This window comes from Duganella sp. BJB1802 (assembly GCF_013369445.1).
In the GTDB taxonomy this organism is placed as follows: domain Bacteria; phylum Pseudomonadota; class Gammaproteobacteria; order Burkholderiales; family Burkholderiaceae_D; genus Rugamonas; species Rugamonas vulcania_A.
Genome location: NZ_JABWEF010000017.1, coordinates 133,594 through 155,793 on the forward strand (window position 1 = coordinate 133,594; position 22,200 = coordinate 155,793).

12 protein-coding genes and 1 pseudogene are annotated in these 22,200 nt (G+C 63.9%); 8 read left to right on the forward strand and 5 right to left on the reverse strand.

The window, feature by feature from the left end:
- Positions 1-32 precede the first annotated feature (32 nt).
- Positions 33-1,670, reverse strand: coding sequence for an alpha-amylase family glycosyl hydrolase (locus tag HUX88_RS24310; protein WP_176363432.1), 1,638 nt, complete (start codon positions 1,668-1,670; stop codon positions 33-35).
- A 215-nt stretch (positions 1,671-1,885) separates the two neighbouring features.
- Here HUX88_RS24310 and HUX88_RS24315 point away from each other — a divergent pair, with 215 nt between their 5' ends.
- From HUX88_RS24315 to HUX88_RS24340, 6 genes and pseudogenes are all read left to right on the forward strand, one after another.
- Positions 1,886-3,445 (forward strand): oligopeptide:H+ symporter, encoded by a 1,560-nt coding sequence (locus HUX88_RS24315; protein WP_176363433.1) that lies wholly within the window; start codon positions 1,886-1,888, stop codon positions 3,443-3,445.
- 117 nt (positions 3,446-3,562) lie between these two features.
- Positions 3,563-6,349, forward strand: coding sequence for a pullulanase-type alpha-1,6-glucosidase (gene pulA / locus HUX88_RS24320; RefSeq protein ID WP_176363434.1), 2,787 nt, complete (start codon positions 3,563-3,565; stop codon positions 6,347-6,349).
- A 48-nt stretch (positions 6,350-6,397) separates the two neighbouring features.
- Positions 6,398-6,757 carry a PKD domain-containing protein gene (locus tag HUX88_RS24325; RefSeq protein WP_117011815.1) on the forward strand — a complete coding sequence of 120 codons (360 nt, stop codon included), beginning with the start codon at positions 6,398-6,400 and terminating at the stop codon, positions 6,755-6,757.
- 116 nt (positions 6,758-6,873) lie between these two features.
- Positions 6,874-9,162 carry a GH92 family glycosyl hydrolase gene (locus HUX88_RS24330; protein WP_176363435.1) on the forward strand — a complete coding sequence of 763 codons (2,289 nt, stop codon included), beginning with the start codon at positions 6,874-6,876 and terminating at the stop codon, positions 9,160-9,162.
- 95 nt (positions 9,163-9,257) lie between these two features.
- A pseudogene (locus HUX88_RS24335) lies at positions 9,258-9,745 on the forward strand (alpha/beta fold hydrolase); the annotation flags it as partial.
- Between the two features lie 168 nt (positions 9,746-9,913).
- Positions 9,914-11,722: a GGDEF and EAL domain-containing protein gene (locus tag HUX88_RS24340; protein ID WP_176363437.1), complete on the forward strand. Its 1,809-nt coding sequence runs from the start codon at positions 9,914-9,916 to the stop codon at positions 11,720-11,722.
- On the opposite strand, the gene HUX88_RS24345 is transcribed toward HUX88_RS24340, so the two are convergent.
- The 3 genes from HUX88_RS24345 to HUX88_RS24355 form a co-directional block, all read right to left on the reverse strand.
- Positions 11,676-13,355 (reverse strand): alpha-amylase family glycosyl hydrolase, encoded by a 1,680-nt coding sequence (locus tag HUX88_RS24345; RefSeq protein WP_176363438.1) that lies wholly within the window; start codon positions 13,353-13,355, stop codon positions 11,676-11,678. The two genes, HUX88_RS24340 and HUX88_RS24345, sit on opposite strands and share 47 nt — an antisense overlap.
- Before the next feature lie 22 nt (positions 13,356-13,377).
- Positions 13,378-15,009 (reverse strand): alpha-D-glucose phosphate-specific phosphoglucomutase, encoded by a 1,632-nt coding sequence (locus HUX88_RS24350; RefSeq protein ID WP_176363439.1) that lies wholly within the window; start codon positions 15,007-15,009, stop codon positions 13,378-13,380.
- Between the two features lie 101 nt (positions 15,010-15,110).
- Positions 15,111-16,436 (reverse strand): MFS transporter, encoded by a 1,326-nt coding sequence (locus HUX88_RS24355; protein WP_176363440.1) that lies wholly within the window; start codon positions 16,434-16,436, stop codon positions 15,111-15,113.
- Positions 16,437-16,612: 176 nt separating this feature from the next.
- On the opposite strand from HUX88_RS24355, the gene HUX88_RS24360 reads away from it, so the two are divergent.
- Positions 16,613-19,060, forward strand: coding sequence for a TIM-barrel domain-containing protein (locus HUX88_RS24360; protein ID WP_176363441.1), 2,448 nt, complete (start codon positions 16,613-16,615; stop codon positions 19,058-19,060).
- 23 nt (positions 19,061-19,083) lie between these two features.
- Here the strand turns inward: HUX88_RS24360 and HUX88_RS24365 are convergent, their stop codons facing one another.
- Positions 19,084-20,130, reverse strand: coding sequence for an RNA-guided endonuclease TnpB family protein (locus HUX88_RS24365; RefSeq protein WP_176363442.1), 1,047 nt, complete (start codon positions 20,128-20,130; stop codon positions 19,084-19,086).
- A 184-nt stretch (positions 20,131-20,314) separates the two neighbouring features.
- Here HUX88_RS24365 and HUX88_RS24370 point away from each other — a divergent pair, with 184 nt between their 5' ends.
- Entirely contained in the window at positions 20,315-22,150 is a 1,836-nt protein-coding gene (locus HUX88_RS24370) for a M2 family metallopeptidase (RefSeq protein ID WP_176363443.1), read from the forward strand.
- Positions 22,151-22,200 lie beyond the last annotated feature (50 nt).

The following is a 22,200-nucleotide window of genomic DNA, read 5'->3' on the forward strand; positions in this document are numbered from 1 at the left end:
GAAACTGGTGCAAATTCCCCTCTCCCGCCACGCTACGCGGCGTAGCCGAACCACGCGCCGAAGGCCGGCAGCTCCACCTGGCCGTTGACGACCGTGCCCGGCAGGCCATAGCCCTCCATCTGCTCGGCGCCCACCGCCTGCGGCAGCGCGCAGCGGACCGGCTCCGCGCCCAGGTTGAACACGGCGATGATGCCGCGCTCGCCCTCGGCGTCGCGGCGCAGCGCCAGCACCGGCTCGGGCGTGTCGAAGAACTGGATGGCGCCGCGCGTCAACTGCGGCAGCTTGCGCCGCCACGCGATGAACTTGCGGGTGAACTCCAGCGACGACGCGGCGTCGCCCTCCTGCACCGAGGCCGCCTTGGCCAGGTGGTCCGGCGATACCGGCAGCCACGGCTTGCCTTCGGTGAAGCCGCCGTTGGCGCCGGTGGTCCACGCCATCGGCGTGCGGCAGCCGTCACGGCCCTTGAACTCCGGCCAGAAGGTGATGCCGTACGGGTCCTGCAGCAGCTCGAACGGCACGTCCGCCTCGGCGAAGGCCAGCTCGTCGCCCTGGTACAGGCACGGCGTACCCTTGAGCGAGAGCTGCATCGCCAGGATCATCTTGGCGAACGCCACCGGCGCGGACGGGCCGCCCCAGCGGGTCGCCACGCGCTGCACGTCGTGGTTGCCGACCGACCAGGAAGCCCAGCCGCCCTTGACGCGCGCCTCGAAATTCTCGACCTGCTTGCGGATGTAGTGCGACGAGCAGGTCGGCACCAGCAGGTTGAAGCTGTAGGCCATCTGCAGCTTGTCGCCGTCGGCGGTGTACTCGGCCATGACGGCCAGCGAATCGTCGGCGCCCACTTCGCCGATGGCGACCGCCTTGTATTCATCCAGCAGCGTGCGCAGCTTGCGCAGGAACGCCAGGTTCTCCGGGCGGCTCTTGTCGTAGATGTGCGCCTGCATGCCGTACGGGTTGACGTCCGAGACGGTGGCGGTGTCGCGGTTGACGGCCGGCGGATTGCTGCGCAGCTCCAAGTCGTGGAAGTGGAAGTTGCACGCGTCCAGGCGGATGCCGTCGACGCCGCGCTCCAGCCAGAAACGCAGCGCGTCCAGGTGCGCCTGCTGCACTTGCGGGTTGTGGAAGTTGAGCTGCGGCTGGCTGACCAGGAAATTGTGTAAATAGTATTGACGGCGGCGCGTGTCCCACTGCCACGACGAGCCGCCGAACACCGACATCCAGTTGTTGGGCGGGTTGCCGTCCGGCGCGGGGTCGGACCAGACGTACCAGTCGGCCTTGGGATTGTCGCGGCTGGAGCGGCTCTCCTTGAACCACGCGTGCTCCTCGGCCGTGTGGGCCATCACCTGGTCGATCATGATCTTCAGTCCCAGGCCGTGCGCCTTAGCGATCATGGCGTCGAAGTCGGCCAGCGTGCCGAACATCGGATCGACGTCGCAGTAGTCGGAGATGTCGTAGCCGAAGTCCTTCATCGGCGACTTGAAATAAGGGGAGATCCAAACGATGTCCACGCCCAGCGATGCGATATAGTCCAGCTTTTCGGTAATGCCAGGTATATCTCCAATGCCGTCGCCGTTGGTATCGTTGAAGCTGCGCGGGTAGACCTGGTAGATGATCGCCTCGCGATACCAATCCTGGGCGTGCGGAGAAACTTGTGTAAGTTGTTTGGTCATAAGAAAATCCTGGGGTGGCGACACTGGATATAGGTTTGTAGACAATATACATCACGGTAGTGGAATTTTCAATCCATGGCCCGGTAGCGGATTATTACAATTAATCCTTAAAAATCAATATCTTGCGTATTTTTACAAAAATTCGCCGGATAAAAATAGTAGTCAAACTACACACTCAGGAGAGAGAGATAGTGAGCAATACCGGCAACGGGCCTATGCCCCGGCAAATCCCTTACATCATCGCCAACGAAGGCTGCGAACGCTTCAGCTTCTACGGCATGCGCAACATCCTGACGCCGTTCCTGCTCAGCACCCTGCTGCTGTTCGTGCCGCTGGCCGACCGCGCCAGCGAGGCCAAGCACGTGTTCCACACCTTCGTCATCGGCGTCTACTTCTTCCCGCTGCTGGGCGGCTGGCTGGCCGACCGCTGGTTCGGCAAGTACAACACCGTGTTCTGGTTCAGCCTGATCTACGTGGCCGGCCACGCCTGCCTGGCGATATTCGAGGACAACCTCAAGGGCTTTTACTTCGGCCTGTTCCTGATCGCGTTCGGCTCGGGCGGCATCAAGCCGCTGGTGGCGGCGTTTGTCGGCGACCAGTTCGACCAGACCAACAAGAACCGCGCCAAAGCGGTGTATGACGCCTTCTACTGGATCATCAACTTCGGCTCCTTCTTCGCCTCGCTGCTGATGCCGCTGTTCCTGCGCGACTACGGCCCGGCCGTCGCCTTCGGCATCCCCGGCATCCTGATGGCGGTCGCCACACTGGTGTTCTGGCTCGGCAAGCGCAAGTACATCCACGTGCCGCCGGCCGCGCCGAACCCGAACTCCTTCAGCAGCGTGGCCCGCACCGCGCTGATGAGCAAGCAGCCCGGCCAATCGCGGCCCGGCCTGGTGGTGGCCGGCATCGGCGCGCTGGGCGCGGTGGCGTCGCTGTGCATGACGCCGCAATGGGGCTTCGTCATCGCCGCCTGCCTGGCGCTGGTGTTGGTGCTGGCGTTCGGCGGCATCGGCGTGTCGATGCAGCTGGACCGCGCGCGCGGCCTGCACAGCGACGAAGCGGTGGAAGGCGTGCGCGCCGTGCTGCGCGTGCTGATCGTGTTCGCGATGGTCACGCCGTTCCACTCGCTGTTCGACCAGAAGGCGTCGACCTGGATCGTGCAGGCCAACGCGATGGAGAGCCCGCTGCTGCACATCTTCGGCTGGGAGTTCACGCTGCTGCCGGCGCAGATGCAGGCAGTCAATCCGATCCTGGTGATGCTGCTGATCCCGTTCAACAACCTGGCGCTGTATCCGATCATGCGCTTCATCGGCATCACGCCGACGCCGCTGCGCCGCATGGGCATGGGCATCGCGCTGGCGGGCGTGTCGTGGATCGTGATCGGCGCCATCCAGCTGCAGATGGATGCGGGCGACAAGGTGTCCATCCTGTGGCAGCTGCTGCCGTATGCGCTGCTGACGCTGGGCGAGGTGCTGGTGTCGGCGACGGGACTGGAGTTCGCCTACAGCCAGGCGCCGGCGCCGATGAAGGGCATCATCCTGAGCTTCTGGTACCTGGCCATCACGGTCGGCAACCTGTGGGTGTTGATCGTCAACGCGGGCGTGAAGAACGACGCGGTCAGCGCGTACATCGCAGGCAGCGGCATGGGCGTGATCGCGTTCCAGATGTTCTTCTTCGCCGCCTTCGCGCTGCTGGTCGCGGCCATCTTCGCGCTGTACGCGATACGCTACAAGATGGTGGACAACTATCGCAGCGACGCGCTGAAAGCCGCTTAAGCACCAATCAAAGTATCAAAACTACAGGTTTTGGATTACCATAACCGGCAAATACACGGGTACTTGCTGGTTTTTTGTAGCCGCACTACCTAAATCTATAGTTTTGGAGGCGGCGATATGGGCGGTAAGCATCTTGGAGTGTGGCGGCGGGTGGCCGGGGTTTCTGTTGGCGGTGCGCTGGCGTTGAGCTGTGCGGCGGCCGCTGCCGCCGATGCGGCGACGCTTGCCGCTTGCGATGGGCCTTTCGCCACTGTCTTGCATCCAGCCGTCGCCGCCGATGCGCGGGCCTATTGGCTCAATCGCCAGTTGATCAAATGGCCGGGCGCCGATGCGGTCGGCGGCACATTCAAACTTTATCACTCCGCTTCCGCCTCGCTGCACGCGGCGCCCGGCGCGCGCGTGTCCGGCGCGGATGGCGCGCTGGCGTTGATGCGCTTCGATGGCGGCTTGCCGGCCGACGTCGCGCAGCGCTTCAAGTTCGTCGGCAACGGCGCGGTGCTGGCGTTGGCCTCCGCCGATGCGGCGCGCCTCGGTAGCGTATTGAGGCAACAGGTCATGCTGGTGCACGAGGCCGACGATGGCACCGTGCGCGACGCCACCACGCTACAAATCGCCGGCGCGCTCGATGACTTGTACGCGGGTGCTGCCAAGGCGCGGAATCTGGGCGTCAGTATCGGCGGCTCCGGTGCGCGGGCGGACAAGCGGACCGACTTCAAGCTGTGGGCGCCGACCGCGCAGCGCGTGGCGCTGTGCACCTACGCCGACGGTTCCGGCAAGGCCACCGCCCTCACCGCCATGCGGCGCGACGACGCCACCGGCATCTGGTCCGCGCACCTTGAAGGCAACCGCTCCGGCCAGTACTACCAATATCTTGTGGACGTGGTGGCGCCGTCGGCTGGCCTGGTGCGCAACCTCGTCACCGATCCATACTCGATCAGCCTGACCACCGATTCAAAGCGCAGCTACATCGCCGACCTGAACGCCGCCAACCTGAAGCCCGCCGGCTGGGACAAGACCCCCGCCCCGAAAAAAATCGCCACCCAATCCGACATGACGGTCTACGAACTGCATGTGCGCGACTTCTCGATCAACGACAGCACCGTCAGCGCCGCCAACCGCGGCAAGTACGCCGCCTTCACCGAAGCCGGCTCCAACGGCATGAAGCACCTTGCGGCGCTCAGCAAGGCCGGCATGACCGACATCCACCTGCTGCCGGTCTTCGACATCGGCAGCGTGCCGGAAAAAGGCTGCGTCACGCCCGCCATCCCGGCCGGTCTTCCACCGGACAGCGAAGTGCCGCAAGCACTGGTCGCAAAGACCCAGTCCACCGACTGCTACAACTGGGGCTACGACCCTTACCACTACAACGCGCCGGAAGGCAGCTACGCCACCGATCCAGCCGACGGCGCCAAGCGCATCATCGAGTTCCGCCAGATGGTGCAGGCGCTGCACAAGACCGGCCTGCGCGTCGGCATGGACGTGGTGTACAACCACACCTTCATCGCCGGCCAGAACGAGAAGTCGGTGCTGGACCGCGTGGTGCCCGGCTACTACCACCGCCTGAACGACAAGGGCGCGATCGAACGCTCCACCTGCTGCGACAACACCGCCACCGAAAACCTGATGATGGCCAAGCTGATGATCGACTCCGTCGAACAGTGGGCGGTGCAGTACAAGATCGACTCCTTCCGCTTCGACCTGATGGGTCACCAGCCGCGCGCCGCGATGGAACAGCTGCAAGCCCGCGCCGACCGCGCCACCGGCCGACACATAAACCTAATCGGCGAAGGCTGGAACTTCGGCGAAGTGGCCGACGGCGCGCGCTTCGTGCAGGCGTCGCAGCTGTCGCTGAACGGCAGCGGCATCGGCACCTTCAGCGACCGCGCGCGCGACGCCGTGCGCGGCGGCGGCGCCGGCGACAGCGGCGTGCAGATGATCACGCAGCAGGGCTACATCAATGGCCTGGTGTACGACGCCAACGCGCAAGCGGGCAAGCGCCCCGCCAGCGACCTGCTGCAAGCATCGGACCTGGTCAAGGCCGGCCTGGCCGGCTCGATCCGCAGCTACCCGCTGCAAACATGGGACGGCAAGACGCGGCAGCTGCAGGACATCGTCTACGGCGGCAACCAGCCGGCCGGCTACGCCAGCGAGCCGGGCGAAGTGGTCAACTACGTCGAGAACCACGACAATCAGACCCTGTACGACATCAACGCCTTCAAGCTGCCGCAGTCCACCACCAGCGCCGAACGCGCGCAGGTGCAGATGCTGGGCGCCGCCATCAACGCCTTCAGCCAGGGCGTGGCCTACTTCCACGCGGGCTTCGATATCCTGCGATCCAAATCGCTGGACCGCAACAGCTTCGAATCGGGCGACTGGTTCAACCGCATCGACTGGAGCTACCAGGACAACTACTACGGCACCGGCGTGCCGCGCGCGGAGGACAACGGCAAGGACTACGCCCTGATCAAGCCCCTGCTGCGCAACGCCGCCATCAAGCCTTCGCCGAAGGACATCGCCTACGCGCGCGACGCCTTCCGCGACCTGCTGGCGATCCGCGCCAGCAGCACGCTGTTCCGCCTGCGCACGGCGGCGGACATCAAGCAGCGCCTGCGCTTCCACAACACCGGCGGCGGCCAAGTGCCGACCATGATCGTCGCCCACCTGGACGGCGCGGGCTACGCGGGCGCCAATTTCAAGTCCATCACCTACCTGATCAACGTTGACAAAGTCGCGCAACGCGTGACGATCGCGGAAGAAAAAAACCACCGCTACCAGCTGCATCCGGTCCACACCGACATGGCCGCAGCGGACAAACGCGTGGCCCTGGAAGCCAAATACGACGCGGCCTCCGGCACGTTTGCAATTCCGCCACGCAGCGCCGTGGTATTCGTAGAAAAGAACTAAACACCGTGATATCTTTTTGGCTCCCCATCGATCCAGAAAGAGATCACCATGAGACGCAACCCCATCGCAGCGCTGCTGCTACTGCTCACGCTCAGCGCCTGCGGTGGCGGCGGCGACTACGTCGCGCAGGCTAACCGTGCACCGGTCGCCGCCGCCGGCCCCGCGCAAAGCGTGGCCGCCGGCACGTCGATCAAGCTGGCCGGCAGCGGCACCGATGCCGACCAGGATATCCTCAGCTACACCTGGACGCTGACCAGGCCCACCGGCAGCGCGGCGACCCTGCTCAATTCCAAGGTCGCCACGCCGACCTTCTTTGCCGACCTGCCGGGCGTCTACACCGCCACGCTGGTGGTCGACGATGGCAAACTCAGTAGCGCGCCCTCGTCCGTGGTCATCACGGCGCAGTAGCTGTCGCACCTCGTTTAGTGCGGCGCCATTAAACATGGCGGCCGCCAAGGCCCGCGGGTTCCCGGCGACGGCATAGCTGCTACACTAGATTTTCGCCCGTCACCGTCGTCCACAACATGAAACTGCACACGCTCGCGCTGCCCCTTTTCTTCTTTGCGTTGACCGCTTCCGCCGCCCCCGTCGCCGATCCGGTCGAATTGATCAATCCCCTGATGGGCACCGCCAGCAAGCCGGAACTCTCGAACGGCAATACCTACCCGGCCATCGCCATGCCGTGGGGGATGAACTTCTGGACGCCGCAAACCGGCAAGATGGGCAACGGCTGGGCCTACACCTACGACGCCGACAAGATCCGCGGCTTCAAGCAGACACACCAACCCTCGCCGTGGATGAACGACTACGGCCAGTTCGCCATCATGCCCGTGACGGGAAAACTCAAGTTCACGCAGGACGACCGCGCCAGCTGGTTCTCGCACAAGGCGGAAGTGGCGAAGCCGTACTACTACAGCGTCTACCTGGCCGACGCCGACGTGACCACCGAAATCGCACCGACCGAACGCGCAGCGCAGTTCCGCTTCACCTTCCCCAAGACCGACCAGGCCTACGTGGTGGTGGACGCCTACGACAAGGGCTCGTACATCAAGGTGATTCCGTCGGAACGCAAGATCGTCGGCTACAGCACGCGCTACGCGCGCGGCCCGCTGCCGAAGAACTTCAAAAACTACTTCGTCATCTATTTCGACAAGCCCTTCGCCTCCACCCGCATCTGGAGCGGCGACAAGCTGGCCGGCGACGTGATGGAACTGGCCAGCGACCATAGCGGCGCGGTGGTCGGCTTCAAGACCGAAAAAGGCGAGAAGGTCGGCATGCGCGTGGCCTCCTCCTTCATCAGCGAGGAACAGGCGGAGCTTAACCTGAAGCGCGAACTGGCCTCCGACAGCTTCGACACCACCGCGCAAAAAGGCAAGGAGGTTTGGAACAAGACGCTGAGCCGCATCAGCGTGGAAGGCGGCAGCGACGAGCAGACGCGCACCTTCTATTCCAGCCTGTATCGCATGCTGTTCTTCCCGAATAAGCTGTACGAGATCGACGCCAACAACCAGGTGGTGCACTGGAGTCCCTACAACGGCAAGATCCTGCCCGGTTATATGTTCGCCGGCACCGGCTTCTGGGACACCTTCCGCGCGCTGTATCCCTTCCTGAACCTGATGTACCCGTCGATCAACCGCGAGATGCAGGCAGGCCTGGCCAACGACTACAAGGAAAGCGGCTGGCTGCCCGAGTGGTCCAGCCCCGGCCTGGCCGACGTCATGATCGGCAATAACTCGGCTTCGGTGGTGGCGGACGCCTACATCAAGGGGCTGCGCGGCTACGACATCGAAACGCTGTGGCAGGCGCTCAAGCACGGCGCCGACAACGAAGGGCCGATGAGCGCCGTCGGCCGCGCCGGCGTCAAGTACTACAACGAACTTGGCTACGTGCCATACGACGTCAAGATCAACGAGAACGCCGCCCGCACGCTGGAATACGCGTACGACGACTTCACCATCTACCAGTTGGGCAAGGCGCTCGGCAAGCCGCAGTCGGAGATCGCCATCTACGCGCAGCGGGCGATGAACTACAAGAAGCTGTTCGACCCGGAGACGGGCCTCATGCGCGGCAAGAACAAGGATGGCAGCTTCCAGTCGCCCTTCAATCCCTTCAAATGGGGCGACGCCTTCACCGAGGGGAACAGCTGGCACTACACCTGGTCCGTGTTCCACGACGTGAACGGGCTGGTGGACCTGATGGGCGGCCGCGAGAAGTTCGTCGCCAAGCTGGATCAGGTGTTCGCGCTGCCGCCGACCTTCGACGAGAGCTACTACGGTGAAGTAATCCACGAAATTCGCGAAATGCAGATCGCGAACATGGGCCAGTACGCGCATGGCAACCAGCCTATCCAGCACATGATCTACCTGTACGGCTACGCCGGCGCGCCGTGGAAGACGCAGTACTGGGCGCGCGAGACCATGAACCGCCTGTACAAGGCCACGCCCGACGGCTACTGCGGCGACGAGGACAACGGCCAGACCTCCGCGTGGTATGTATTCTCGGCGCTGGGCTTCTACCCGGTCACGCCGGCGGTGCCGCAGTACGTGGTCGGCGCGCCGCTGTTCAAGAAGGTCACGCTGCGGCTGGAGAACGGCAAGACGGTGGTCATCAACGCACCGGCCAACAGCGACAGCAAGCGCTATGTGAACGCGCTCAAGGTCGACGGCAAGGCCTACTCGAAGAACTGGCTGAGCCACGCGAGCCTGATGCAGGGCGCGGTGCTGGACTTCGACATGTCCAACCAGCCGAACAAGCAGCGCGCCACCGCCCCGGCCGACGCGCCCTACTCGCTGTCGACCGACCCGCATCCCTGACGGCGAACGCCAGGCCGCAGTTCAGCCGTCGATGCCGTTGCGGTCGATGACCGCGTCCTCAGGCGACAACACACGGCCATCCTGTGCGCGCAGCCGTCGTCCGGCTGCACCTGCGCGGGATCACGCTGCTCATGCACGATTTCGGCGGTCCGGTCGGCATGGGCCTGGCCGCTCGGCATCCAGAGCGCATCGCCCGCGTCATCTCGGCCAACGGCCCCACTCCGTTCGGGCAGCCCGATTTGTCTTCCCGCCTGATCGCGAAAGCGCAGGTCTCGCCGTGGTTTCAATGGATACTGAAAGCAGAGTCGAAACAGCGGCTGGATGCGCGCCTATGCCGCGCACTACGCCGCGCCAGCCGATTGCCTGGGCGCGATCGGCCGGGCAAAGGGATTTGCGACCGGCGCGCATCAATTCGAAACGCCCGGCGCCGCGGCTATTCCCGAACACGGAGGTGCATACGCTGCCGGGCGTGGGCCATTACTGCCTTGAAGATGCGCCCGAAGCGGTAACTACGTTGGTCGCGCAATTCATAGGGCGCATTCCGGTAGCGGCCCGCTGCCTGTCGTCAGATCCGCAACACTGAAAGAAAAGGGCATGGGAATCATGGTATGCTGTGATTTCCACTCAGCAATTAGCGGTAGTTAATTGCAATCAGGGAGCCACGCCCCGCTCCCCGCAGTCCCCTCCCAGTGCCCAGTCCCGCATTGAATAGCACCCTGTCCTTAATCGCTTTTCGCGCAGAGACCAGACCATGACTATTTCGTGCCAGCTTACTGAATCGAGGCGCCTTGACGCCCTCCATAAACTGAACCTGCTCGACACGCCGCCCAGCGAAGCCTTCGACCGCATCACGCGCATGGCCGCCAGCCTGTTCCAGCTGCCGATTGCCGCCGTGTCGCTGACCGACGCCGACCGCCAGTGGTTCAAGTCGCGCGTCGGGGTCGAGCATACCTCCATACCCCGCGTGCGTGCGCCCTGCGGCAACGTCGCCGACAACGCCGAGGTGCTGGTGATTCCCGACCTGCTGGATGATCCGTACTTCCGCGACAGCCCGCTGGTCGCCAGCGGTATCCGCTACTACGCCGGCGCGCCGCTGACCACCGCGCAGGGATACTGCCTTGGTGCGATGTGCGTATTCGGACGGGAACCGCGCGCCACCACACAGCAAGAACTGACCGCGCTGTGCGACCTCGCCGGCATGGTCATGGCGCAGATCGAAATGCAGCACGCGATGGGGCGCATCGATCCACTCAGCGGCCTGCCGAACCGCAACCAGTTCCTAGAGGACTTCCAGGACATGCAGCGCGACCGCCCCGCCGGCGAACAGGGGCTGGCGGTGCTGATCAACCTGGCGACGCCCGAACAACTGAGCCACGCCGCGCGGGCGATGGATCCATCCTATCTGGACGAGTTGGTGACCGACGCCGCCCGCTGGCTGCGCGCCGAGGTGGGCCCCGGTCGCAGCGTCTACCATGTGACGACCACGCAATTCGCACTGATCGCGTCACCCGGCATGACGCTCGACACTTATCTGCCGCTGCTGGAGGCGAGGATGGCACACGCGCGCGGCGCCGCCAAATCTCGCCATGTGGCGACACCCACCGTCGGCGTCGCGCCCTTCGAAGTCGGCGGCGCCGATTGCCTCAGCGTGCTGCGCCAGGCACAGTGCGCCGCCCACGACGCCATCGACACGCGCACCCACGTCGCCGTCTACTCCGAGGCCGAGGACACGCTGTACCAGCGCCGCTTCACGCTGCTCAACGACTTCGGCTCCGCGCTCGAAAGCCAGGACCAGCTACGGCTGGTGTACCAGCCCCGCATCGACATCGGCACCGGCGCCTGCATCGGCGCCGAGGCGCTGCTGCGCTGGAACCATCCGGCGCTGGGCGCCATCGGTCCCGGCGAGTTCATACCCATGATAGAACGCTCCGGGCTCGCGCACGCCACAACCGCCTGGGTGCTGGCGGCGGCGTTGCAGCAGCAGCGTCGATGGCGCGACGAGGGGATCTGCCTGCAGATGTCGATCAACGTATCGGCGGCGAACCTGCAGGAGCCGGACTTCGCCGCGGTCCTGGAGACCGGACTGAAACAACACGACCTGCCGCCGGACTCCATCGAGCTGGAAATCACGGAGAGCGCGATCATGGCGCAGCCAGTCAAAGCCCACGCCATGCTGGACACCATCGCCGCCACCGGCGTGCGGCTGGCGATCGACGATTTCGGCACAGGCTACAGCAGCCTGTCCTACCTGCAGCGCATGCCGGCCGACGTGGTGAAGATCGACCAGTCCTTCGTCATCGGACTGGAAGACGATGTGCGCAAGCAGGCGCTGGTGGCGACGATGATCACGCTGTCGCAGGATCTCGGCCACCGCGTGGTGGCCGAGGGCGTGGAATGCGAGGAGGTACTGATCTTCCTGCGCCAGGCGGGCTGCGACGAGGCGCAGGGCTTCATGTTCGCGCGGCCGATGGAGGCCGATGTCTTCAGCGGCTGGAGGTCAGTGCCTCCAGGTGCTACTCCTGGCCGATCAACACCACCGCATTGCGCGCACCAAACGTAACGCTGCCGCCTTTGACGACGGCGGTCTTGCCGGAGTAGTAGTCCTTGACCTTCTGGCCGTTGGCGAACACGCCGTGCAGGTTGATGCTGGCGGGTTTGTCGGCCGGCAGGTCCAGCGCGACGACCACCTTGTCGTGCAGCGCGCCCTTGTCGTAGATGCGCTTGAAGACATAAGGCTTCGCCTGCAGCTGCTGGTGCACGCCGGCGCCGACCGCCACGTGGGCCTTGCGGAACAGGCCCAGTTTGGCCCAATGCACGCGCACGTCGGCGATCCTGTAGCCGTCGCGCTGCGCGTTCTGTTCAAGCTCTCCCCAGTTCATGAATGAGCGCAGCTTGGCGTCGCCCACCGCCTCCGCCACATCGAGTTTGCGCGCGGTTTCGTCGCCGTAGTAAATCTGTGCGGCGCCGGGCGCCAGCAGCAGCTTGTTCGCACTTTCGAAAGGCTTTTTGCGCGTGGCGTCGAACGGCTTGTCGTAGTCGTGCGAGTCCAGGTAGTTCAAGACCGAGTAGCCATCGAGCGCGCCGCCGTGCAGCATGTTCGAATAGCTGCTGAACAGCGATTCGTAATCCTTGGCGGCGTCGTACACCATGCCGAAGTTGATCATGCTGTTAAAGCCGTTCTGGTAGTAGTTGGCGGTCTGCCCGCCGCCCAGGTCGAACACCTGCCCTTGCGCGATGTTGTAGTTGAAGACTTCCGCCGTCATGAAGAACTTGTCGTCGCTCAGTTTCTTGTCCGGATTGGCGCGCTTCCAGTCCTCGTACGCCGCGCTGGCCACTGTGCCCAATTCCTTCCACACCTTGGCCTCGACGTGCTTGACGGTGTCGGCGCGGAAGCCGTCCACCCCGTACTTGCGCACCCAGTCCGAATGCCATTTCATCAGGTAGTAGCGCGGCGCGCGCGGATAGCCGGTGCGGGCGAAGAACTCGTCCAGCTCCTTCACTTCGCGTTCGAAGCGCCCTTCGCGTTGCCACTTCGCCGCCAGGTTTTCCGGCAGCTCGACCGGGGTGTCGCTGTCGGTGCGGAAGTCGGGCAGGTTCTTCACCAGCGTGCATTCGATGGTGGTCTTGGCGTCCTTGTAGGTGCACTGCGGCCCGGTGCGTACCCAATCGTCCGGCCAGACGTAATCGGTCTCCGTCACCGGGCCGGTCTGGTTCATCACCACGTCCAGCAGCACGCGTATGCCGTGCGCGTGCGCGGCATCGACGAAGTTGCGGAAATCGTTCTCCGTGCCCAGGTTGGCGTCGACAGCGGTGAAGTCGGCGGCCCAGTAGCCGTGGAAGCCGTAGGACTTGCCGGTGCCTTCGTCGGTGCCTTCATGGATCTGCTCCACCGGCGGCGACACCCAGATCGCGCTCACGCCCAGGCTGTCGAAGTAGCCCTCGTTGATCTTGGTGGTGATGCCGGCCAAGTCACCGCCCATGAAGCCGCGCAGCGGACCGGCATCCGCCTTGCGGCCGTAAGCCAGGTCGTTGCCGACAAAGGCGTTGTTGAAGCGGTCCGTCAACAGGAAGTAGACGGTGGCGTTCTCCCACAGGAATGGCTGGCGCGCGGCCGGCGCGGCGATGGCGGTGGTGCCCACTGTCGCGGCGCCGAGCGCCAGCGCCAAAGTCATTGCAAGGGGAGTCAATTTCATGCTGTCGTCCTTAGTAGTGGTGTTAGGTGATGACGGTCGGACGCGCGCGCCCAGTCCATCCGGTGATGCCGCCGACCTGCTCGGCGATGAGTATCAGTGCGGCCAAAGCCTGCTGGGTGAGCAGGTGGTGGTAAATCGGATCGGCCTCGTAGCGCTCCAGGTAAACGCGCAGGGTGGCGCCCTCGGTGCCGGTGCCGGACAGCCGGAACACGATGCGCGAGCCGTTGGTCATCACGATGCGTATGCCCTGCTGCGTGGCGAACGAGCCGTCGACCGGATCGGTGTAGTCGAAATCGTCGGCGAAATCGACCACGTAATGGCCCAGGTCCTGTCCCGCCAGCGTGGGCAGCTTGATGCGCAACGAAGCCATGAGCTCATTGGCCGCGTCGGGAGCGACCGCCTCGTAATCGTGGCGCGAATAGTAGTTGCGGCCGAAGCGCGCCCAATGCTCGTCGACCAGCTGCCGCACCGACTTTCCGCTGACGGCCAGCAGGTTAAGCCAGAACAGCACGGCCCACACGCCGTCCTTCTCGCGGATGTGGTCCGAGCCGGTGCCGTAGCTCTCCTCGCCGCACAGCGTGACCTTGCCGGCGTCGAGCAGCGTGCCGAAGAACTTCCAGCCGGTCGGCGTTTCGTAGCACGGGATGCCCAGCGCCTCGGCCACGCGGTCGGCCGCGCGCGAGGTGGGCATCGAACGGGCGATGCCTTTCAACCCGGCGCGGTAGCCCGGCGCCATGGTCGCATTCGCGGCCAGCACGGCCAGGCTATCGGACGGCGTGACCTCGAACTTGCGGGCGACGATCATATTGCGGTCGCCGTCGCCGTCGGAGGCGGCGCCGAAGTCGGGCGCGTCGTCCTCCGCCATGATGGCGATCAGTTGCGCGGCGTTGACGGGGTTGGGGTCCGGATGATGGCCGCCGAAGTCCTCCAGCGGCACGGCGTTGATGACGGTGCCGGCCGGCGCGCCCAGCATGCCTTCGAGGATGGCCTTGGCGTAGGGACCGGAGACCGCGTGCATGCCGTCGAAGCACATGCGAAAGCCGCGCCCGAACAAGGCCCTGATGGCGTCGAAATCGAACAGGCGTTGCATCAGCTCCGCGTAATCGGCCACCGGGTCGATCACCTCCACGTCCATCTGCTCGATGCGCGCGACGCCGATGCGGTCGATGTCGATGGCCGCCGCGTCGCTGATGCGGTAGCGCGAAATGGATTCGGTGCGGTGGAAGATCGCCTCGGTCACGCTTTCCGGCGCGGGGCCGCCGGCGGCGATGTTGTACTTGATGCCGAAGTCGCCATCCGGCCCGCCCGGATTATGGCTGGCCGACAGCACGATGCCGCCCAATGCGCCGTGCTTGCGGATCACGCAGCTGACGGCGGGCGTCGACAGGATGCCGCCCTGCCCCACCAGCACTTTGGCGAAGCCGTGGGCCGCCGCCATGTGCAGGATGGTCCGCACCGCCTCGCGGTTGTGGTAGCGGCCATCGCCGCCCAGCACCAGCGTCTTGCCGGCGCAGTCGCCCAGCGTGTCGAACACGCTTTGCACAAAATTTTCGAGATAGGATGGCTGCTGGAAGACGCTGACTTTTTTCCGCAAGCCCGAAGTCCCCGGCCGCTGGCCAGGGAATGGTTTGGTTGCTACGGTCTGTATGCTCATGTTCGCTCCGCACGGGTAAAGGACAGTATTCGCAGCCCCTGTTGTACCTGTTCCGGCAAACGGGCGGCGCGCGAATACATGGTCAAGCGAACGATCTTACCTCAGCGGGCCACCGGATCGGCGTTGTCGCGCACGGCCAGCGTCAGCACGCCCGCCATCACCATGCATACTCCGCCCAGCATCAGGGTCTTGACCGGATGGCCGGCGAACCAGTACTTGGTCACGTAACCCAGCAGCAGGCCGCTGACGATCTGCGGGATCACGATGAAGAAATTGAAGACACCCATGTAGTAGCCCATGCGCTTGGCGGGCAGCGCGCCGGCCAGGATCGCATACGGCATGGTCAGGATGCTGGCCCAGGCGATGCCCACGCCGACCATCGGCACGAACAGCATGTTCAGGTCATGGATGGCGTAGATGCTGAACAGGCTGATGCCGCCTATCGTCAGGCAGCTCATGTGGACGAATTTACGGCTGGTCATGCGCGCCAGGATAGGCAAGATGAACGCGGCCAGCGCGGCCACGCCGCTGTACACCGCGAACATCACGCCCACATGGTTGCCCGCGCTCTGGAACGCTGCCGATTGCGCGTCGGTGGTGCCGAACACGTTTTCGCCGATGGCGTTGGTGGTGTAGATCCACATCGAGAACAGCGCAATCCACGTGAAGAACTGCACGGCGGCCAGTTGCACCATGGTCTTCGGCATGCGCAGGAAGCCGCCGAGGATTTCCTTGAGCGCGTGGCCCAGGCCCTTGGTGCGGCGCTGTTCGGCGCGGAAGGCTTCCATATCGACCGGAGGGGTTTCCTTCGCGGTGAGCACGGTCCACAGCACGGCCAGGAAGTAGATCGCGCCGCCGCTGTAGAACGAGTAGCGCACGGTGTCGGGAATGGCGCCGCCGACCGGCACGTTGCTCACGCCCAGATGGGTGAAAATGGTCGGCAGCAGCGAGGCGATCACCGCACCCCAGCCGATGAAGAAGGTCTGCATCGCGAAGCCGGCGGTCTGCTGCGAAGGTCCGAGCTTGTCGCCGACGAAGGCGCGGAACGGCTCCATCGACACGTTGATTGCGCCGTCGAGCAGCCACAGGACGATGGCGGCCATCCACAGCGCGGAGGAATTCGGCATCAGGAACAGCGCGATCGACGCCAGCAGGGCGCCGACAAAGAAGAATGGACGGCGACGGCCCCAGGTCGGGTGCCAGGTGTTGTCGCTCAGGTAGCCGATAATGGGCTGCACCAGCAGTCCGGTCACCGGCGGCGCGAGCCAGAACAGGGGCAGGTCGTCGGGATTGGCGCCCAGCGTGGAGAAGATCCGGCTGACGTTGGCATTTTGCAGCGCGAAGCCGAACTGGATGCCGAAAAAGCCGAAGCTCATGTTCCACAACTGCCAAAACGACAGTATGGGCTTGCTGCTGGAAGATTGCATGCTGCGTGTCCCCGACTATTTTGAATTTGTAGCAAAATAACACGCAGACTGGTGCATGTCAATTGAAAGAGTTTCCCAGTAAAATAAAGGAAACAAGCCATCCCAAGGGCAGAATTTTGTAGTCAAATGTAGCCAAACAACAAAATCATAACAACCTCAGAGACCACTAAACTTTCATGAAAAGCAATTCCATCGCCAAACTTGCGGCACTCTTGCCGCTGCTGGTCGTCGGCCAGGCCGGGAACGCGCAAAACGCCGACCGCCACTTCGACAGCATCACCCGCCGCGACGGCCAGCTGGAAGTCCACGTCAGCGACGGCAGCTACGTCATCAAGCCCTACTCCGCCGGCATCGTCGAAACCACTTTCGTGCCGAACGGCGAACAGCTGGACCCGGCCTCGCATGCGGTGGTGCTGGCGCCGGCCAACGTCAGGACCACGCTGGTCACAAAACTCAATAGCATCGAATATGCCACACCCGGCATCGTCGTCACCATCACCAAGTCGCCGTTCCAGATTTCGTATGCCTACAAGGGCAAGCGCCTGGTCGCGGAAAAGCACGGCTACATCAGGGTCAGGGACGACGCGGCCAACGGCAGCAAGGATATCAACAAGGGCGAGGCGCGCGAGCTGGAAGGCATCGAGTTCGCGCTGGATAAGGACGAGGCCTTGTACGGCGCCGGCGAGCGCGCGGTGGGCATGAACCGGCGCGGCCATCGCTTCACCTTGTACAACAAGGCGCACTACGGCTACGACGACAAGTCCGAACAGATGGGCTATGCGATTCCGATGGCGCTGTCGTCGAAGATGTACGCGATCCACTTCGACAATCCGCAGATCGGCTACCTCGATTTCGACAGCAAGAAGAACGACAGCCTGACCTACGAAACCATCGGCGGCCGCAAGACCTACCAGGTGATCGCCGGCGACAGCTGGGAGGACGTGGTGGGCAACTACACCAGCCTGACCGGCAAACAACCGCTGCCGCCGCGCTGGGCCTTCGGCAATTTCGCGATGCGCTTCGGTTACCGCAACGAGGCGGTCGCGCGCGACACCGTCAACAAATTCATCGCCGACGATATCCCGCTCGACGCCATCGTGTTCGACCTGTTCTGGTTCGGTAAAGAGATCAAGGGCACGATGGGCAACCTGGCATGGGACAAGGACAGCTTCCCCAACCCCACCGGCATGATCGCCGACTTCCAGAAAAAAGGCGTGCAGACGGTGGTGATCACCGAGCCGTTCGTTCTCGATACGTCCAGCAAATGGAAGGAAGCCGTCGAGAACAAGGTGCTGGGCACGGACGCCGCCGGCGCACCGCTGGCCTACGATTTCTACTTCGGCCACACCGGCTTGATCGACATCTTCGGCAAGCCGGGCAAGGACTGGTTCTGGAACATCTACAAGGGCCTGCGCCAGCAGGGCGTGAGCGGCGTGTGGGGCGACCTGGGCGAGCCGGAAGTCCACCCGACCGGCATGCGCCACGCCACCGGCGGCGCCGACCAGGTGCACAACATCTACGGCCATCAATGGGCGCGGCTGGTGGCGGAAGGCTATCAGCAGGACTTCCCGAATGAGCGGCCGTTCATCCTGATGCGCGCCGGGTACTCGGGCACGCAGCGTTACGGCATCATCCCGTGGTCCGGCGATGTCGACCGGAGCTGGGGCGGTTTGCAGGCGCAGCCCGAGATCTCGCTGCAGATGGGGATGCAGGGCACGGGTTATATGCACTCGGACCTGGGCGGCTTCGCCAATCCGGTGCTGGACAATGAGCTCTACACGCGCTGGCTGCAGTACGGCGTGTTCCAGCCGATCTTCCGCCCGCACGCGCAGGACGAGGTGCCGCCGGAGCCGGTCTACCGCGAAGACCGCACCAAGGCGCTGGCGCGCGAGGCGATCCGCCTGCGCTATCGCCTGCTGCCGTATAACTACACGCTGGGCTTCGACAACAACCAGAAAGGCCTGCCGCTGATGCGCCCCATGTTGTACGAGGAGCCGGGCAACGCCAAGGTGCGCGCAATGTCGTCGACCTACTTGTGGGGCAAGGACTTCCTGGTCACGCCGGTGCTCAAGCAAGGCGCGGCGACGGCCGATGTCTACTTCCCGGCGCGCAGCGCGTGGTTCGATTTCTACAACGGCGAGAAGCACGCCGGCGGCGCCACCGAAGCGGTGAAGCTGAGCGACGACCACGTGCCGGTCTACGTACGCGCCGGCGCCTTCATCCCGATGGTCAAGGTGGTGCAGACCACGCGCGACTACTCGACCAAACAACTCGAACTTCACTACTACCACGACGCCTCGGTCGGCGCCGGCGCCGGCAAGCTGTATGACGACGACGGCGCCACCGCGCAAGCCTACGAACAAGGCAAGTACGAACTGCTGCACTTCGCCAGCAAGCTGCAGGGCCGCAGCCTGACCCTGCGCATCGAATCGGAAGTGGGCAAGCAGTACGAGCGCCCGGAGCGCAGCATCGCGTTGCAGGTGCATAACGTGACGGCCCACCCGTCGCTGGTGCGCGTCGAAGGCAAGCCTGTCATCTTCGTCTGGGACGAAGCGGCCAAGGTGCTGAACGTGCAGCTGCCGGCCAGCAGCCAGCCTGCCCGGAGTGTCGCCATCACCCTTTAAGCGTGTTTGACGTCCTCTCCGCCCTAAAGAGCGGAGATTCCTACTGCTAGCGTCGCACGTCCGCGACGGAGAATATTGACCGCAGCATTGTGATCACGACCATGTACAGCACCGCAATCGCTACAGCACCACTCTCTTACTCCAAGGTCTGCGATACCGTTAGGCCTCGTATCGGGCAAAGCGCCACAATGCGAGCAGACCTGGGTGGTAAAACGTTCGTCGACTTCCTCGAACCAGGCGCCATGCTTAACAGCCTTGTACGCCAGTTGTGTACGGAAGGACGACCAGCCCGCATCGTAGACCGACTTCGCCATGCTGGTTTGGGCTAGGCCCTGCGCGTTGACGTTGCCGACCACGATATAGTCGAAGGCGGCGATGATCGCGCTGGTACGGGTGTGCAGAAAATTGAGCCTGCGGTTGGCAATCTTGGCGTGGATGGCCTTGATACGCAGCTTCTTGCGCGCGCGCTGGGCACACGCCAGCGCCGCCTCGGCTTTCCGGTAAAAGCGAGGCGCTTCGATGGTGGTGCCGTCGCTCAAGGTCGCCAGCGTCTTCAGGCCCAGATCGATACCGACCCCGCGCGCAGGGGCGCGGACCGGCGCAGGCTCCACCTCGACGACAATATTGAGAAACCAATTGCCGCGCCGGTCGCGCGAAAAGTTGGTGCCATCGAGGATTTTCCCTTCCGGCAGAGGGCGCGAGTAAAACACTCTAAACGTGCGGCCGGCGAACCGGAAGGCGTTGCCTTCACGCTTGAGTTCACGTCCCTTCAACGGCACCCAGCCCATCGCCTTGCGGCCGCGATAGCGCAGGTAAGGCCGGTGCGACATGGCGCGCGAGGCGGCGTAGCGCTGGCAGACGTCGTTGACGGTGCCCGAATGCAGACCAAGCTCCTTGGAGCAGCCCGTGGTCAGCTTGATCAGGTCAAATCCCGTATGCCAGCGCCGGCCGAAGCGCAACGCATCCTTTTGCCGGTCGTTGCAGTAATTCCAGACGAAATTGACCGTCCGTGCTTGCTGATTCAGCAGGCCGGTCAGAGATTTAACGCGATATCGGTAGACCAGTTTCATCCTTGTTTGACCACCGCGGAACGCTTGAGTTCCGTGTTTTCTTCTCTCGCATCGACTCCTACGGAGCCGATTCCTTCCACTCATCGCCCTGAAGAACGAGGTTTCTCGGTACAATTCTGATGATTGTCGGCCATCGAATCGACCGGTTCGATGGCCTGACAAGACAATATACGGAGATAGGGAGATGCCAGTGTCACCAAAAATCATCAGCACGCTGTTCGCGCTCAGCGCCATGACAGCCGCCAGCACCACCGTGCTGGCCGCCCCCGCAAAAAAACCCACCGTCGCGGAAGCCGAGCGTTTTCTCGCCGATACCGAAGAGCGCCTCAATAAGCTCAACAACGAACAGTCCCGGGGCGCCTGGGTCGGTTCCAACTTCATCACCGACGACACGGAAGCCATCGCCTCCTTCTTCGCCGAACGCTATCTGACGGCGGCCGGCGAGGCGGCGATCGGCGCGCGCCGCTTCAACGGCTTGAAGCTGCCGGCAGAGTCGGCGCGCAAGATGATGCTGTTGCAGCAGACGCTGGTCTTCGCCGATCCCAAGGAACGCGAACAATACGCACAGCTGCAGGCGGCGATGAACGGCGCCTACGGCAAAGCCAAGTACTGCCCGAAAAAGCCCGACGGCACGGCCGACGCCTGCATGGCGCTGGGCGAAATGGAGAAGGTCCTGGCCAACAGCCGCGACGAGGCCAAGCTGAAGGAAATGTGGGTCGGCTGGCACGCGCAGTCGCCGTCCTACAAACAGAAATACACCGAGTACGTCGCCCTGTCGAACAAGGGCGCCAAGCAGATGGGCTTTGTCGATACCGGCGCGATGTGGCGCGCGCAGTACGACATGCCGCCGGAGGCCTTCTCCGCCGAGATGGAACGCCTGTGGCAGCAGGTCAAGCCGCTGTATGAGGCGCTGCACACCTACACCCGCTACAAGCTGCGCCAGACCTATGGCCCGGACGTGGTGCCGCTGACCGGCCCGATTCCCGCCCACCTGTTCGGGAATATGTGGAGCCAGAGCTGGACCAACCTGTATCCGATTCTGAAGCCTGCGACGGGCGCCAGCAGCTTCGACCTGACCAAGGTGCTGGAAGAGCGCAAGACCGACGCCAAACAGATGACGCAATACGCCGAGCGCTTCTACACCTCGCTGGGCATGCAGAAGCTGCCGGAATCGTTCTGGGAACGCTCGCTGCTGACCAAGCCGCGCGACCGCGACGTGGTGTGCCACGCCTCCGCCTGGCCGCTGAACGAGAAAGACGACGTCCGCATCAAGATGTGCATCACGCCGACGGCCGAGGACTTCACCACGATCCATCACGAGCTGGGTCACATCTACTACTTCCTCAACTACACCAAGCAGCCCTTCCTGTTCCGCAATGGCGCCAACGACGGCTTCCATGAGGCGATTGGCGACACGGTCGCGTTGTCGATCACGCCGAACTATCTGCAGAAGGTCGGCCTGATGGACAAGGCGCCGGATGCCGACGCCGACATCGGCCAGCTGCTGGAGCGCGCGTTGAGCAAGGTCGCGATCCTGCCGTTCGCCTACTCGGTGGACAAATGGCGCTGGGACGTCTACTCCGGCAAGACCAAGCCGGCCGACTACGACAAGAGCTGGTGGCAGCTGCGCGAGCAGTACATGGGCATGAAGCGCCCTGTCGCCATCGACGCCAGCGGCGCGGGCTTCGACGCCGGCGCCAAGTACCACGTGGCGGCGGACGTGCCGTACGCGCGCTACTTCCTGGCCGATATGCTGCAGTTCCAGTTCCACCGCGCGCTGTGCCGCGAGGCCGGCTATACGGGTCCGCTGCACCGCTGCTCGGTGTACGACAACGCCAAGGCCGGCGCCAAGCTGCAGCAGATGCTGGCGATGGGCGCGAGCAAGCCGTGGCCTGAAGCGCTGAAGGCGATTTCGGGCGAGGACAAGATCGACGGCGGCGCGCTGCTCGATTACTTCGCACCGCTGAAAACCTGGCTCGATACCCAGAACGCAGCCTTCGCCGCGGCGGAGAAGAAGTAAACCACCGTTCCTTTGAGGCCGCAGCCGGCGGTCTCAAAGAGAATAGAGTA

Coding starts and splice junctions, on each gene's coding strand:
- HUX88_RS24310 (WP_176363432.1), bottom strand. CDS start 1,670: ATGACCAAACAACTTACACAAGTTTCTCCGCACGCCCAGGATTGGTAT.
- HUX88_RS24315 (WP_176363433.1), top strand. CDS start 1,886: ATGCCCCGGCAAATCCCTTACATCATCGCCAACGAAGGCTGCGAACGC.
- pulA (WP_176363434.1), top strand. CDS start 3,563: ATGGGCGGTAAGCATCTTGGAGTGTGGCGGCGGGTGGCCGGGGTTTCT.
- HUX88_RS24325 (WP_117011815.1), top strand. CDS start 6,398: ATGAGACGCAACCCCATCGCAGCGCTGCTGCTACTGCTCACGCTCAGC.
- HUX88_RS24330 (WP_176363435.1), top strand. CDS start 6,874: ATGAAACTGCACACGCTCGCGCTGCCCCTTTTCTTCTTTGCGTTGACC.
- HUX88_RS24340 (WP_176363437.1), top strand. CDS start 9,914: ATGACTATTTCGTGCCAGCTTACTGAATCGAGGCGCCTTGACGCCCTC.
- HUX88_RS24345 (WP_176363438.1), bottom strand. CDS start 13,355: ATGAAATTGACTCCCCTTGCAATGACTTTGGCGCTGGCGCTCGGCGCC.
- HUX88_RS24350 (WP_176363439.1), bottom strand. CDS start 15,009: ATGAGCATACAGACCGTAGCAACCAAACCATTCCCTGGCCAGCGGCCG.
- HUX88_RS24355 (WP_176363440.1), bottom strand. CDS start 16,436: ATGCAATCTTCCAGCAGCAAGCCCATACTGTCGTTTTGGCAGTTGTGG.
- HUX88_RS24360 (WP_176363441.1), top strand. CDS start 16,613: ATGAAAAGCAATTCCATCGCCAAACTTGCGGCACTCTTGCCGCTGCTG.
- HUX88_RS24365 (WP_176363442.1), bottom strand. CDS start 20,130: ATGAAACTGGTCTACCGATATCGCGTTAAATCTCTGACCGGCCTGCTG.
- HUX88_RS24370 (WP_176363443.1), top strand. CDS start 20,315: ATGCCAGTGTCACCAAAAATCATCAGCACGCTGTTCGCGCTCAGCGCC.